Genomic DNA, 13361 nt, shown 5'->3' on the forward strand with positions numbered 1-13361 from the left:
GTAGGGCGTGGAGCACGCTCAGCCGCCGGCCGTCGTGTTGGCGGGGGCCTGATCAGGGGTACTGCCGGCGGACTCGTCGGTCACCGGCGTCACCGTCGCGGACTCGTCCTCGTCCTCGTCCGTCACCGACTCACCCGACGGGACCGTCAGAACGCGGCGGGCGAGGGGCAGGTCGAGGGCACCGTCCCAGCGCGAGACGACGAACACCGCCACGCAGTTGCCGAGCAGGTTGACCACGACCCGCATCGAGTCCATGATCCGGTCCGCGCCGAGCAGCAGCGCGACCGCGCCCGCCGGGATGACGCCCAGCGACGAGGCGGTGGCGGACAGGGCGAGGAAGGCCGAGCCCGGCACGCCCGCCATCCCCTTGCTGGTGAGCATCAGCACCAGTACGACCGTCACCTGCTGGCCCAGGCTCAGGTCCACGCCGACCGCCTGCGCGATGAACAGCGTGCCGACCGATAGATAGATGGACGCGCCGTCGAGGTTGAAGGAGTAGCCGGTGGGCAGCACGAGCCCCACCGCGTCGTCCCGGCAGCCGGCCTTGCGCAGCTTGTCCATCATGCGCGGCATCACGCTCTCGCTGGAGGCGGTGCCGAGCGCGAGCAGCAGCTCGGCGCGGGTGTAGCGGACGAAGTGCCAGAGGCTGATCCCGGTGAGCAGCCGCAGCGCGACCGCGAGCAGCCCGAGGAACAGCAGCCCGACCAGGTAGCAGACCGCGATCAGCTTCCCGTACGTGGTGATGACCGTCAGCCCGTACTGCCCGATCAGGCCGGCCGAGGCGGCGAACACGGCCAGGGGCGCCAGCCGCATGATGTATCCCACGAGCGTGAAGACGACGGTCTCCACCTGGGCGACGGCGGGCAGGATGGCGGGCACCTTGGGCCCGAGATGGAGCAGAGCGGCGCCGGTCAGACAGGCCAGGACCAGCACTTGCAGGATCGAATTCTCGGCGAACGCGCCGACGAAGCTGGTGGGCAGGGACTCCAGAACGAAGTCGGAGGTGGACGCCAGCTCGCCCCCGCCGGTCTTGGCGTCGACGGCGTCGGGGTCCAGGGTGGCGGGATCGACGTTCATCCCGGCCCCCGGCGACACCAGATTGGCCGCGACGAGCCCGAGGACGAGCGCGAGCGTACTGGCGACCTCGAACCAGACCAGCGCCTTGACCCCGATCCGCCCGAACGCCCGCAGGTCCCCCGCCTTGGCGATACCGGTGACAACGACACAGAAGACCAGCGGCGCGATCATCGTCTTGATCAGGCGGATGAAGCCGTCACTGACCCACTGCACGGCAGCGCCGGCCTCCGGCCACACCTTCCCGACCAGCACTCCGAGCAACAGAGCGACGGCGACCTGAGTGAACAGTGAGGTACGCAGCAACGAGCCTGCGCGTCGTATCAGCACGAACATCTCCCATGAGCGCTTCTGGCATGCGGAATGAACCTTCCGCGAAGATCACTCTCAAGGAGGCGGGATTCGACGGCATGAGGACGGCGTTACGAACGCCGGTCACCCCGTTACGTGAAACGGCGAACCAGGCCAAAACGGTATGAGCGCGACGATAATCGATTCGGTGTCCCTCAAGACGGGAAGCCGGGGTGGGCGCGCGGCCGGCCCGGTTCCGGCGGCGGCTCCCGGTGCGCGGTCCCGCCGTACCGGCGGCGGGAAGACGGCCGGCCCCGCCGCCCGACTTCCCGCCGCCCGACTTGAGGATGAGCGCTCACTGGTACCGCGGTACCAGTGCCACCGCGAAGTATCGCCTGTGGTCCCAGGGATCGGGCCCGTCTCACTCGTAGCGTCGAACGTGCAGGTCGCGGAGGGTTCGCGGCCCGCGTTCGAGGAACGAGAGGACCGAAGCCATGATCGAGGCGAGTGAGCTGACCAAGCGGTACGGGGACAAGACGGTGGTCGGCCGTCTGTCCTTCACCGTGAAACCCGGCGAGGTGACGGGTTTCCTGGGGCCGAACGGTGCGGGAAAGTCGACGACCATGCGGATGATCGTCGGCCTGGACGCCCCGACCGCGGGCTCGGTCACCGTCAACGGGCGCGCCTACGCCCGGCATGCCGCGCCGTTGCGTGAGATCGGCACCCTGCTGGACGCCAAGTCCGTCCATCCCGGGCGGAGCACGTTCGAAGCACTTGAGCCGGTGCACGAGACCGGGGACGGACCAACGGCTCCCGCGACCGACCGGGCCCGGGCCCCGGCCGAGTCGTCTGCGCCTCTGATCCGGCGGAGTCCGGGTGAACTCGGCTACGCGCTGGACTCGGTCAGCCGCGGCTGGTTCTCTCCGGAGGTGGGGCTCCTGTACCGCAAGTGGCCTGGCCAGGCGACGGGCCAGGCCGCACACCGACCCGGCGGAGCGGGATGCCCGGATGGCGGTGGTGGCGGCGCGTGCGCGGGCGCTCTCGTACCTGCGGTGGAACTATCCGGCCGCGGGCTGAGCCGGCCAACCGGAGCCTGCGGCAACGACGCTGGTCAGAGGCGACGTTGGTCAGAGGTCCCAGGATCTGGGGCGCGTCAGCGCCTCCCACTCGGTGCGGAGCAGAGACAGGACCGCGAGGTCGTAGCGGCGCCCCCGATGCAGGCATGCCGAGCGGCGCACCCCCTCCTGGATGAACCCGGCGTTTGTCAGGGTGGTGAGCGCGGCTGTGTTGTCCGTGTGGGTGACTGCCTGGAGGCGGTGCATCGGCAGTTCACCGAAAGCCAGATCGACCAGAGCGTTCAAGGCGTCCATGCCGTAGCCCTGCCCACGGTTCTGCGGGCCCAGCATCAGATAGACCTCCGCCGTACCTTCGACCATGTCCTGGTCGAAGAGGGCGATGTGGCCGACCGGCGTGCTATCAGGGAGGAGAACGATGAAGTCGTCGCGGCCCTGGTCCTCCACGTGGCGCTCGATACGTTCACGGAGGCCGGACAGCGGCTGGGGCCAGATGCCGATCTCATGAGCGGCCACCGGGTCGGACCGCCACCTGTGCACCAGCTCGGCGTCATCGGCATCGAGAGGCGAGAGACCGACTTTCCTCCCCCGCCAACACGGCTCCCGGTCCGCCTCAGCGGCCGGCTCTTCCCTCGCATCCTCAGTCACAGGCGGATGCTACGGATCGCTGGAGGCCGCGGCCACACGATTTAGTTGGTGGGCACCACGCCTCGGCCGGCACCGAACCGTATTGGCCTGTCGTCGTCCTGCGTCCGGTTGCGACCCGTGGGTTGCTGGATCTGTGCGGGGGTGGCCAACAGGGGCGGGATAACGGGAGTTCGACCCTCAGCGGCGCCAAAAATTTAATATCGTCTGAGCCTCTGCGGGGGAGGGCATTGTGGCGGGCGCATCCGATGATCATTCCACTGCCAAGTTGTTGGCACTGCTCGGGGGAATCGCATCCGTGCTGTCGATTCTGGCCTGGCTGGGCGTGAGCAACGCGGCGGAGCTTAAGGATCTGTTGGCCGACTCGCCCCCATCCAGTTCCAGCCCGGCCTCGTACACGCCTTCGCCGACCGTCTACACCCCCGGTAACCGTGACACCAGTGAGGGGAGCACGGACGAGTCCACCCCCGAGCCGTCGACACCCACTCCGGATCCCACCGAAGAGGCGTTCAAAGCCATCTCGGCCGGCGACTGCCTGGCGCTCTACGACACGGGCCGCGGGGGCACCACCAGCATCGACTGGAGCGTCGATGTTCCGCCGGACCCCATGTCCTGCGCCGACGAGCAGGCGCTGGTCCGGGTGACCGCCACCGACACGGCCTGCCCCACCAGTTACGGGAAGTCGTACTGGAGCTACCGGTCCGCCACCACCGGCGACACCACGAAGCTCTGCCTCACCCGCATCTACCACTCCACCTACTGCATGCTCGGCCAGCAGTCCGGCGACTCGATCTCCCTCGCCATGATGACGGCCGTGGCCTGCCGACGCGAGCCGGTGCCCACCCCGTACAACCAGATCATGCACATCACAGGCGTCTACCGCGCCCCGGCGGGCGCCAACGCGAACAACTGCCGCCGGGCAGCGGGCGACCAGACGCGCTACTGGGCCTGGCTGGTGGACGACGGCGCCACGCTGCTGTGCACCACGATCTACCAGGGCGGCTGACCGGCAAGCTCGGTTCCCCCCCCAACTCCGCCCAAGTACGCCCGCGAGAAATCCAGTTCAGCCCCGGCCGCTCAAAGAGGCGGAGGTGATGACGTTCGCCGAGTAGGTGGGGTTGCGGGTGTTGAAGGTGCCGCCGACCGGCTAGCCATGCCTCGCGGTGCTGTAGACGTACAGGGCGATCACACCGGCGACACAGGCGAGGATCACCCATGAACCGAAACTGGTGTGTTTCCCACGGTCCTTGGGTCGCGCGGCCTTCCCGGACCGCTTCGACCGCTTGGGCGCTGTCCGTCCCGGCGCGACCGGCGCGACATCGGCCGCCGCCTCGGCGAGCAGGCGACGGCAGGTCGCGGCGAGCACGCCTGTACCGGCTGAGAGGGGCACCACGGCCTCCGAACGCGCCGGAGCGGTGGTGCCGCCGTCCAGGATGCGCCCCGCGCGCACAAGGACCTCGTCCCGGCCGGCCGTCGGGGCGAGGCTGATCCACCGCCGTACATGCTCGCCCCGGATGACCACACCACCGGACCGCTCCCGATACACGGTGTGCTCCCGCCACAACACCCCCGCCAACTCCCCGGCGACGTCTCTCAGTTGTACGCTCACGACCCCTCCCCCTTCGCCCCCCGGCGAATCGAACAAGCATCGCACTCTAGCGGTAGGTACAGAGCGGGGGTCCAGCGGTCTCCCCTCAGCGGTCGTGTCCGCGCTTGGGCACGGATCAAGGGTCTATTGCGGAAGTCGATCAAGGTCCAGTGATGATCAGGCGTTGTGGGGCGTGGAGATCTGACGAGTGGCCACTGGGCTTGGCCGTCACCGCTGCCACACACTCCTCATCTGGCTGCGCTCGTGTTCGAGGAGGCAAGACACCGAGAGCCCCTAGGCGTCCCGGTATTGGTCCCGGACCTCGGGGCGTTGCTGGAAGCCGGCCGACTTGTAGGTGGCGACGGCGCCGGGATTGGAGCTCGGGGTGCAGACGATCGCGCTCGACGAGCCCAGTTCCTGGAGTGCGGCAGCCGCGGCGACGGTGATCGCCCTGCCGTAGCCGTGACGGCGATGTTCCCGGTGCACGCCCATCGGTTCGAGCAACCCGGGCCTGCCCGGACCGGCTGACCACACCGTCACCGCCGCCGCCGCGTTGTCGCGGTCGTCGTACGCGACCAGACACCGGGCGTCGGTGTACGGCAGTCAGCCCGCCGACTCCCGGCTTGCCCAGCACAATCGCCATACCTCCGATCACACACCACCGCACCGACAGTTCGCACGCGGTTTCCGGCCGGCTGGTGTGGCAGGCGACCGGGAAGACCGAAGGCACCCTGGAGGAGTGGCGGGAGCGGAACCGCGCGCCTTCCGGGAGATCAACGAGTTCCATGAAGCGGCTCGGGTTGATCTCGGAATGCAGGGCAAGGCCATGGGCGAGAACCATCCGAAGCGGAACCTCTTGCTGCCGGCTGCGCGCCGCGACAGCAGCGGCTGACTCGTAGCGCCCTTGGAGCCGGCGAGTGAGCAAGCAAGTCGTCCGGCCCGAAGGGGTGTACAGGGGCATGAGAGCCTGCTTGGCGGGGCGTGATCCCTCGCTGGACGTGGTCGGTGGAAGCGTGCCATGGCCATCCTCTGGCCAGGGCCGCACATCGAGATCGCGCAGCCGGGAGGCTGTAGCCGCTCCGTCGCTGGTGGGCGGGGCGTGGGTGGGTTGCCCGAGCGGCCTAAGGGAACGGTCTTGAAACCCGAAGCGGTTCCGAACAACCACCGATTGACGGCTGGGTGGAGTTTCACCAGCTCCACATAAGCGCAGATGAGTCGGGGCCACCGGACAGGTCCGGTGCTCCGCCTCTGTACGCGCTGTCTCAACCTGTGCCGCTGCTATACCGCCGTGGATCAGCACGCACGGACCACCCACGGACCAAACTTACGGCCCAAGGGTCTTCCGTCAGGGACCGCTGCTGAGTAACAACCTTCCCCACGCTTCTTTCAAACTGGCGAGCAGCCAAGAAAACAACCTCCCAGCCTGCGTGGAGGAGTACGCCCAGCCCCAAGAACAGCGTGAGTAACAAATTTCTCTACGGTTTCAAGGCCCGCGCACGGCGCGGGCGGGCGGCCGGCTCCACGGTTTTACGCAGCCACTTTGGCGCGAGCCTCGAAGACCATGGCCCCAACGTCGTGCCTTACCGGGCAGGTCCACAGACTGCCCGACGCGCCGGAAGCTTACGGGGCCATGATCACTCGCGCCAAAGCAACTCCAGCCCAAAGCCGCTCCGCCGACTGGTCCTTTAGCGCAAGGCGCGCAGCCCTCAGGCTAAAATACCCCTGGGCGGGGTCCCGACGGCGAACTGTCGATCAGAGTGACGCGGGCGGGATGCTCTGCTCGTACTGGAAGACGTTGCAGGGGTCGTACTTCGCCTTGATCTTGCGCAGCCGCTCGAAGTTGTGTCTCCCCCAGTAGGCGGTCTCCCACTCCTGCATTCCGACGTTCGGCACGTTGACGTAGGCGCCGTCCACGTAGGGCCGCATCGCCTGGCTGAACTCGGCGGTCCAGGCCTGGCATGTCGAGGTGAGCGGGTCGCAGACGCCTGGTGTCGTTGAAGGAGTCCCCCAGGCTGCGCCGATCTCGCCGTAGAAAATCGCGTCGCGGTGCACGAACGCCGTGCCGCCGCGGGGCTCCCTCTTGATCGCCCCGCCGAAGGCATCGACGAAGTAGTTGCTGTCCTCCGTGGGAGCGTTTCGCATGAAGTCGCCGATGACGTCGATCGCCTTCTTCGGGAACAGCTGCTTGGCGAACTCCGAGAAGAACTTCACGTTGGCGGGCTCTTGCGCGCGCGGGACCTGGGATCCCGCATAGATGTCGCCCCAGTTACCGACCTGCACCTTCACATCGGGCGTACCGACCGACAGGATCGGGGCCAGCATCTCTTTGGCCTCTGCCGCCGACCCCTCCGCGAGCCACCCGGACAGCAGGATCTGGGACTTGTGGATCTCGACTTCGGATCCGAGACGGTTGTCGGCGAACGGTACCGTACGCTGCCATGCATCGAAGATTCCGTGCAGGTCCCCCAGGCCGTCCCAGGTCGCCTGCACATAGGCGATACGCTTGAGCGAGTGCACCTTGTAGGTGAGTTGCGTGACGATCCCGAAGTTGCCGTTTCCCGCCCCGCGGAGCGCCCACAGCAGGTCCGAGTGGTCATTCAAGTCGGCACGGATCACCTCGGCGCAGTCGTGACCCGACGGGACGACGACCTCGGTCCCGATCAGGCTGTCGCAAGCCATGCCGAGCCAGCGGTTGAGGGGCCCGAGGCCGCCGCCGACCGTCGCACCGACCAAGCCGACGCTGCCCTCACTTCCGGTTGTGACGGCAAGGTTCTGCTTGGCGAGCGTCGTCACCGCTTCCAACTGGGTCAGCCCGGCGCCGACCGTCGCGATACGGGCGTCGGTGTCGATCTGGACCGACTTCAGCTGGCTGACGTCGATCACGATGCCGTTGTCGACGTTCGACCAGCCCTCAAGGGCGTGGCGGCCGCTCCGTACACGCAGCGCGACGTTGTGCTGCCGCGCCCACGTGAGGGCGTTCACCACGTCCTGGGTTTCCTGTGCGAAGACGATGACCAGCGGATAGTGAGAGAAGAGCTGGTCGTACCCGATTCGGTCATCCGTGTACGAGGCGTCACCGGGGCGGACGATGTGGCCGGTCAGCTTCGCCGGCGGGCATCCCGGCCTTCCACTCGGGTCGCTCGCGGCCATAAGGCCCGGGGTGCTCGCGGCCGCGATATCCGGCGCGCCTGCGGCCGTAAGGCCCGGGACGACGACCGCCCCGACGCCGGCGGCCGCCGACGCCCTGAGCAGGTAGCGGCGAGAAAAATCGCTCAAGGTCCAGATCCTCTCGATCGGGCTACCCCGGTACGCGGCTAAGGGAGCCCTTATCTGCCCGCTGCCGGGCAGTCCTTTGTGGTTGACCTCCGCACGCTAAGGGGGTGGCCGTGCGGTGTTTCCCGCCACGCCAATTGAGGACGATGACGACAGCCTGAAGGAGTAACCCAGCGGATCTCGTCATAACCGGTTTGTAAGATCGCCGTTTGTTGTGCGCCGACTGTCGCTGTGACAGTGGTCCTGACGGCGTACCGCGGCAGACCCGCACGCCCGTCGGCGGAATGGCGACCAGCTGCTAAGGCCTGGTTGAACCGGTGTGCCCGCACCTTCTCAGCGCTCGGTCGGGTTGGGCGGGTGAGTGTCTAACCGCGTGACAACGCCGACGCACGGCGGCGGACAACCGCGGACGTCTGAGGACCGTCACGACAGGTGAGAGGCACACGGACCCAAGGTCAAACGCTCGCCCAAGTTGCTTCGGGAAGAAGAGGTCACAGGTCAATGCCGATCGTTCCTGCGGGTGCCACATCCGAACCGCAGAATGCGCCCGGGAGTTGTTCCTGGTAGGCAGCTCCTCAGAGCTCATGCCTGACTCGGTTTGCGGCAGGCTGAGGCCCCGGTCTCAGTCAGCATCGCCCCTTCGGGCCGATACCGGCGGTGCCGCGCCTGGTTGAGGCCCGCGCCGTGGCAGCCCTGTCTGTCGGTACACCCCCGTACCCGCGCTGTGGCGAGTCCGTTTGGCACTTCGCGCCGCGCGGGGGCGAGTCGGGGGCTCCTCCGGACCCCGCCCCCGCCTATGTGGTGTCTGGGTGCCGGCCGTCGTTGCTGTACAGCAGCGGAGTACCGCAACCACAGCAACCCTCAGCGCCCAGTGGTGGCCGTCAGGTGGTCAGCAGGAGCCTGTATCAACGTCGTTGACCGATCTCTGTAGAGCTACGGATCAGAAGGTTGCGCGTGCGCGTTGCGCGCTGACGTTGGAAGTCAGTGCCATACACCGCTGTGCGGAGCCCGCAATTCCATGCTGAGGTGGTGGGGGCACCGGATCAGGCTCCGGATTAACCGGCGGCCTCGTTCAATACTGCGTCGATCAGGCTATTGGAGCCGCTCTGGCCTCTGAGGATCTTGGCGTAGAAGCGGTACAGGACGGCGAGGCTGTGGCCGGCGCGGCGGGTTACCTCTACCGGGTCGACACCTGCCTTGAGCCAGAGGGAGATGCCCGCGTGGCGGAGGGAGTAGGGGACTTCGTCGAGTGGGGTATTCGCCTCTTCCGTCGACAGAGCCTTGGTCCGGGCTTTCGCCCATACCTCGCAGTACTCGGTGGAGCGGACGCGGCCACCGCCTACTGCGCGGAGGAGCCGGCCGTCGGGGGCAGTGCCCTGGGTGTTGAGGTGCGTTCGTAGGAGGCCGACGAGGATCGGTGGGATGGGGGCGGAGCGGGTGGCTCGGCGCGCGCGGCGTTTCAGGCCGCGTTGTTCGTACGAGGTGCCGTCGTCGGTCCAGCCGGCACCGACCTCGGGGCGGCTCTCCTCAAGGATGAGTTCGCCCCATGACTCTTCGGGGAGGACGCAGTCCGTGCGCTTGAGAGCGGCGATCTCGGAGGGGCGCATGCCCGCGTAGTAGATGCAGCCGGAGAATGCCTCAAGATGTTCGCCGCGACTGCCCTGGGCCCGTACTGCCTCGATCAGCTCCTTGGCCTGCTGATCGCGGAGATGGCCGCGGCCGAGCGTGACCGGGGGCGGTCGTTCGAGCAGGTGATGTTGCTCGGCGGGGATGAAGTCGTTGAGGCAGCACACGAGCTGCATGCCGCCGTCCGAGCGCTCGACTGGCAGGCGACCGGGAAAACCACGGGCACCTTGGAGGAGTGGCGCGAGCGGAATCGTGTGGCCTTCAGGGAGATCAACCAATTCCATGAGGCGGCTCGCGTGGACCTCGGGGTGCAGGGAAAGGTCACCGGGGAGAACCATCCGGAGCGGGACCTCTTGCTTCCCGCCGCCCGCCGTGGCGGCGGCGAGGCTTCGGGATGATGGTCGCGGTCGGCTCGGCGGGTGCCCGCCGGCGGACCGTTTCGGGGGCTCGCGGACCAGGGACGGACCAACGGCCCCTATGACCGGCTCGGCCCGGTAGGCTGTAGCCGCTCCGTCGCTGGTGGGCGGGGCCGAGGTGGGTTGCCCGAGCGGCCTAAGGGAACGGTCTTGAAAACCGTCGTGGCAGCGATGTCACCGTGGGTTCAAATCCCACACCCACCGCAGCAAGTCGGCGTAGAAGCTGGTCAGAAGGGGCGCTCCTCGGAGAGGGGCGCCCCCTTCGTGTCTGCTCTGTCTCGCCCTGTGCGTCCCCCAGCCGTCCCCGGATCCGGGCAATCCTTAGACGTCCCAGAAGAGGCAATAGCTGGGGGTGGAGTCTTTTGCGTGCCTCGTCTTGATAGGCAAGTGATTACTTGCCTATCCTGTGGTTGTGGCCGACGACCTGTTCAAAGCCCTGGCCGATCCCACCCGCCGCACCATCCTCGACGAGCTCGCGGAGAAGTCCGGGCAGACACTGTTCGAGATCTGCTCGCGCCTGAGCATGAAGCATCAGCTCGGCATCTCGCGCCAGGCGGTCTCCCAGCACCTCGCCGTGCTGGAGGCCGCGGGGATCGTCGAGACCAGGCGGGAGGGGCGTTACAAGTTCCACGACCTGAACGCGGCCCCGCTGCGGCACATCATCGAGCGATGGCCCATTCCCGAGACATCCGCACCAGAGGAGAGCACCCCATGAAGATCCATCTGACCAGCGTCTTCGTCGACGACCAGGCTGACGCCCTGCGCTTCTACACCGAGATCCTCGGGTTCGTGAAGAAGCACGACGTCCCGCTGGGCGAGGAGCACCGGTGGCTGACCGTCGTCTCGGCCGACGAGCCCGGCGGCACCGAACTCCTCCTGGAGCCCGCCGGTCATCCGGCCGTCAAGCCCTACCGCGACACGCTCGTCAACGACGGGATCCCGCTCGCCCAGTTCGCCGTCGACGACGTGAAGGCGGAGTACGAGCGTCTGCGCGGCCTCGGCGTCCGCTTCACCCAGGAGCCCCTGGAGATGGGCGCCGTCACCACCGCTGTCTTCGACGACACCTGCGGCAACCTGATCCAGATCGTGGCGCAGCCGAAGTAGGCCGGTCGGCCGCGCGAGAGGCTCAGGTGCAGTGATGATGATCAGCCCCCGCGCCATTCAGCGGCGGGAGAGCGGCGGCGCTCCGCCGAGTCGCGTCTGGTACACGTCGTACGGTTCCAATACGTGCCTTGAGCGGCTCTCGTGCTACATCGCCGGCGGACGGCCGCCGGGTGCCGCCCGGACGTATCCCGGGTGCAGGGACAAGCGACCGCCGAGCGCCTCCGTGCCCGTGGAGCTCCGCGGTGTCATGTACTTCGCCACCGAGTCGCCCGTCTGGGGAGGCGGGAGGGCCTTCTGTGATCCCGGCGCCGGGGGACGGGTGCTGGCGAGGGCGCACCTTGTCTCGGTCGGGCAGTTCTCGGACATCGCCGCGCAGGAGATGTACCGGGAGCCGGGGGCCGATCTCGACCTGACGGAAGCGCTGGGCGAGGGGCGGTCGGTGCTCGGGGACGGGCGGTACGAAACGCTCGTTTGCCCGGGGGCGATGGACGGGGTCCCGGTGCTCACCTTCACCGCTCCGTGGAACGTGGACGAGCCGGAGTGGAACAAGCCTTCGGCGTCCTACGTCAGGCTCCTGGGCGCCGGCCTGCTGGCCGCGGGCGCCTGGGACGGGGACACCATCGCCCGCTATCTCGCGGCGTGCCCCGGCGCGGCCGGCCGATGGACCGCGCGCGAAATCGCCGCCCTGATCGCCAACTGATCGCCGCGTCTGAGTGAAGGGGGCCAGGCGCGGTCCTGTCAGCGGACCCGTCCGTGGTCCCGTCCGTGGTCCCGTCCGTAGTCCTGTCCGTGGTCTCGTTCGCGGCTGCTGAGCGGCCTCCTGGCGTCGGCATCGGGAAACGCCGAATTAACTGGGCGGGCCGTGGCGCGAAACGCGATTCGGCCACCTTTTCTCCCGGACCCTGCTTGATCCATCCGATCGGGCGTTCCCGGCATCCCCGGCGATCCCGGCAGCCCAGCCAGTCTTGTCGATCCCGGAGAAGGGTGTGCGGTATGCGAGGAATCGTGCGTCGAACCGTCCTGCTGACGGCTGTGATGGCCCTGACGGCGGGTACGGCCGCAGCCGCCGAGCAGAGCAAGGCGCCGGTCAAGCGGCCCAAGGTCGCGGTCATCGGCACCGGCGGGACGATCGCCGGGGTGAGTGGGAGCCGGGTGGACTTCCAGGACTACCAGGCGGGCAAAATCCCCATATCCGACTTGGTGGGTGACCTCAAGCCCGAGGTGGACCGGGTCGCGGACGTCTCCACCGTGCAGTTCGGCAACCAGGGTTCCAGCGGCTACTCCATAGCCGACTACCGCGAGCTGACCCGGACGGTCGACAAAGCGCTGCGCTCGAACGACGCGGCGGTCGTCACCACCGGTACGGACACGATGGAAGAGTTCGCGTACTGGCTCGATCTGACCGTACGCAGCGACAAGCCGGTGATTCTCACCGGAGCGATGCGCCCGTGGACCGTCATCGGCACCGATGGTCCGGCGAACCTGTACAACGCCATCCAGCTCGCCGCAGGCCGCAAGACGACCTGCTTCGGCAGCGTCATCATGCTCAACGACGAGATCCAGGCCGCTCGTGAGGTCCGCAAGACGGACGCGCTGCGCATGGATACGTTCAACAGCGGTGCCGGCGGCGCCCTGGGCGTGGTCGACCAGGACCGCGTCCGGATCAACCGCGCGCCCGCGCGGGTGGACAAGTGCGGCAAGGCGAGCTGGAAGACGCCGTTCGACCTCGACAAGATCGCGGGCAAGGGGAAGAGCCTGCCGAAGGTGGAGATCGCCTACAGCTATCAGGACGCGGGCGGCGAGGCCATCAAGGCGTTCGCGGACTCCGGCGTGGCCGGCGTCGTGACCGCGGGTACGGGCGCGGGCGGTATCTCCCCGGCCATGAGCAAGGCACGTACCGAAGCGGCCAAGAAGGGCGTGGTGTTCGCCTCCACGACTCGTACGGGCAACGGGGCCGTCTACGATGACGCGGCGGACGGCCCGCTGATCGGCGCGGCGGACCTCACTGCGCAGAAGGCCCGCATCCTGCTCCTGCTCTCCCTCGCGGCCACCGATGACGTGGACAAGATGCGCGGCTGGTTCACCACGCTGGGTACGGCCGAGTTCAGGAGCCGCGGCTAGATCCAGGACCAGACTCAGGACCAGATCCGGGTCCAGGTCGGTCCAGGTCCAGGTCCAGGTCCAGGTCCAGGTCCAGGTCCTGTCCGGTCGGCCGCGACCCCCAGGAGGGCGTCCTCGCATCGCGCGAGGGCGCCCTCCGGTGTCGTCGGG

At 67.9% G+C, this 13361-nt stretch carries 12 protein-coding genes, 1 tRNA gene and 3 pseudogenes; 10 read left to right on the plus strand and 6 right to left on the minus strand.

From position 1 onward, the window contains the following. Positions 1 to 18: 18 nt before the first annotated feature. Positions 19 to 1380: a cation:dicarboxylase symporter family transporter gene (locus CU044_RS05825; RefSeq protein ID WP_240045391.1), complete on the minus strand. Its 1362-nt coding sequence runs from the start codon at positions 1378 to 1380 to the stop codon at positions 19 to 21. 479 nt (positions 1381 to 1859) lie between these two features. Here CU044_RS05825 and CU044_RS05830 point away from each other — a divergent pair. Both CU044_RS05830 and CU044_RS39350 read left to right on the plus strand, forming a co-directional pair. Then, a pseudogene (locus CU044_RS05830) lies at positions 1860 to 2144 on the plus strand (ATP-binding cassette domain-containing protein); the annotation flags it as partial. A gap of 111 nt (positions 2145 to 2255) precedes the next feature. Then, a pseudogene (locus CU044_RS39350) lies at positions 2256 to 2442 on the plus strand (glycosyltransferase family 2 protein); the annotation flags it as partial. Between the two features lie 50 nt (positions 2443 to 2492). Here the strand turns inward: CU044_RS39350 and CU044_RS05840 are convergent. Continuing rightward, positions 2493 to 3086: a GNAT family protein gene (locus CU044_RS05840; protein ID WP_129767363.1), complete on the minus strand. Its 594-nt coding sequence runs from the start codon at positions 3084 to 3086 to the stop codon at positions 2493 to 2495. A gap of 295 nt (positions 3087 to 3381) precedes the next feature. Here CU044_RS05840 and CU044_RS05845 point away from each other — a divergent pair, with 295 nt between their 5' ends. Next, on the plus strand, positions 3382 to 4089 hold the full coding sequence (locus CU044_RS05845; RefSeq protein ID WP_129767364.1) for a hypothetical protein: 708 nt from the start codon (positions 3382 to 3384) through the stop codon (positions 4087 to 4089). A gap of 141 nt (positions 4090 to 4230) precedes the next feature. Here CU044_RS05845 and CU044_RS05850 read toward each other — a convergent pair whose 3' ends face one another. Continuing rightward, the gene (locus CU044_RS05850; protein ID WP_240045371.1) at positions 4231 to 4692 is read right to left on the minus strand and encodes a hypothetical protein; all 462 of its coding nucleotides are present in this window, start codon (positions 4690 to 4692) and stop codon (positions 4231 to 4233) included. 273 nt (positions 4693 to 4965) lie between these two features. Further along, positions 4966 to 5271 (minus strand): annotated as a pseudogene (locus CU044_RS05855) (GNAT family N-acetyltransferase); the annotation flags it as partial. 139 nt (positions 5272 to 5410) lie between these two features. Between CU044_RS05855 and CU044_RS38390 the strand changes: the two are divergent. Further along, positions 5411 to 5563 carry a hypothetical protein gene (locus CU044_RS38390; protein WP_165371793.1) on the plus strand — a complete coding sequence of 51 codons (153 nt, stop codon included), beginning with the start codon at positions 5411 to 5413 and terminating at the stop codon, positions 5561 to 5563. Between the two features lie 860 nt (positions 5564 to 6423). On the opposite strand, the gene CU044_RS05860 is transcribed toward CU044_RS38390, so the two are convergent. Next, positions 6424 to 7947 carry an FAD-binding oxidoreductase gene (locus CU044_RS05860; RefSeq protein WP_129767365.1) on the minus strand — a complete coding sequence of 508 codons (1524 nt, stop codon included), beginning with the start codon at positions 7945 to 7947 and terminating at the stop codon, positions 6424 to 6426. Positions 7948 to 8999: 1052 nt separating this feature from the next. Next, positions 9000 to 9551 (minus strand): hypothetical protein, encoded by a 552-nt coding sequence (locus tag CU044_RS05865; RefSeq protein ID WP_275670176.1) that lies wholly within the window; start codon positions 9549 to 9551, stop codon positions 9000 to 9002. A 36-nt stretch (positions 9552 to 9587) separates the two neighbouring features. Here CU044_RS05865 and CU044_RS38395 point away from each other — a divergent pair, with 36 nt between their 5' ends. From CU044_RS38395 to CU044_RS05890, 6 genes are all read left to right on the plus strand, one after another. Then, positions 9588 to 9968, plus strand: a complete 381-nt coding sequence (locus CU044_RS38395; RefSeq protein ID WP_165371788.1) for a hypothetical protein — start codon at positions 9588 to 9590, stop codon at positions 9966 to 9968. A gap of 135 nt (positions 9969 to 10103) precedes the next feature. Beyond that, positions 10104 to 10190 (plus strand) — tRNA-Ser (locus tag CU044_RS05870). A gap of 208 nt (positions 10191 to 10398) precedes the next feature. After that, positions 10399 to 10701, plus strand: coding sequence for a metalloregulator ArsR/SmtB family transcription factor (locus tag CU044_RS05875; RefSeq protein ID WP_129767366.1), 303 nt, complete (start codon positions 10399 to 10401; stop codon positions 10699 to 10701). Further along, positions 10698 to 11090, plus strand: coding sequence for a VOC family protein (locus tag CU044_RS05880; RefSeq protein ID WP_165371794.1), 393 nt, complete (start codon positions 10698 to 10700; stop codon positions 11088 to 11090). The genes CU044_RS05875 and CU044_RS05880 overlap by 4 nt, the downstream gene beginning before the upstream one ends. A 247-nt stretch (positions 11091 to 11337) precedes the next feature. Beyond that, positions 11338 to 11790, plus strand: a complete 453-nt coding sequence (locus CU044_RS05885; RefSeq protein ID WP_345790121.1) for a histone deacetylase — start codon at positions 11338 to 11340, stop codon at positions 11788 to 11790. Between the two features lie 305 nt (positions 11791 to 12095). After that, entirely contained in the window at positions 12096 to 13211 is a 1116-nt protein-coding gene (locus CU044_RS05890) for an asparaginase (protein WP_240045372.1), read from the plus strand. The last annotated feature ends 150 nt before the right edge of the window (positions 13212 to 13361 follow it).

This window comes from Streptomyces sp. L-9-10, from assembly GCF_004151105.1.
In the GTDB taxonomy this organism is placed as follows: Bacteria; Actinomycetota; Actinomycetes; order Streptomycetales; family Streptomycetaceae; genus Streptomyces.